Source organism: Pseudoalteromonas sp. P1-26 (assembly GCF_001401795.1).
In the GTDB taxonomy this organism is placed as follows: Bacteria; Pseudomonadota; Gammaproteobacteria; order Enterobacterales; family Alteromonadaceae; genus Pseudoalteromonas.
The window spans coordinates 1-556 of record NZ_LKDX01000131.1; the positions used below are offsets into that span (position 1 = coordinate 1).

The following is a 556-nucleotide window of genomic DNA, read 5'->3' on the forward strand; positions in this document are numbered from 1 at the left end:
CTGACTTCTTAGCACACAGAGGCTTAACGCTCTCCGAAGAGAAAACGCACATTACTCACATTAGCCGTGGTTTTGACTTCCTAGGCTTTAACCATAGGAAGTACAAAGGAAAGCTGCTCATTAAACCGAGTAAATCTAACACGTTAATATTTCTGAGTAACTTGCGCGAACTCACTAAAAAGCACGCAACCACCCCCATTAACGATCTAATCAAGTTGATAAATCCGAAACTCAGGGGTTGGTCGAATTACTATCGCCATTGCGTTGCCAAACAAGTATTCGGATATGTGAGCCACAAACTATTTCTAGCGTTATGGCATTGGGCTAAAAGGCGTCATCCAACAAAATCAAAAACTTGGATCGCCATGAAGTACTTTATCAACCGTCGAGGCCAATGGCAATTTCACGGTTGGCAGAAGAGCATGAATATGGATTGTCAGTTTACTCTATTTCAAATAGCTAAGGTGCCAATAGAGAGACATGTGAAAATCAGGAGTGAAGCTACGCCTTTTGATCCTTTATACCAAGAATACTTGGCAAAGAGAAAAGCAAAGAG

Annotated in this window: 1 protein-coding gene; it reads left to right on the plus strand. The window is 41.5% G+C overall.

The window, feature by feature from the left end:
* A partial coding sequence (locus tag AN394_RS22500; RefSeq protein WP_327077788.1) for a group II intron maturase-specific domain-containing protein occupies nt 1–556 on the plus strand: 556 nt, incomplete at both ends.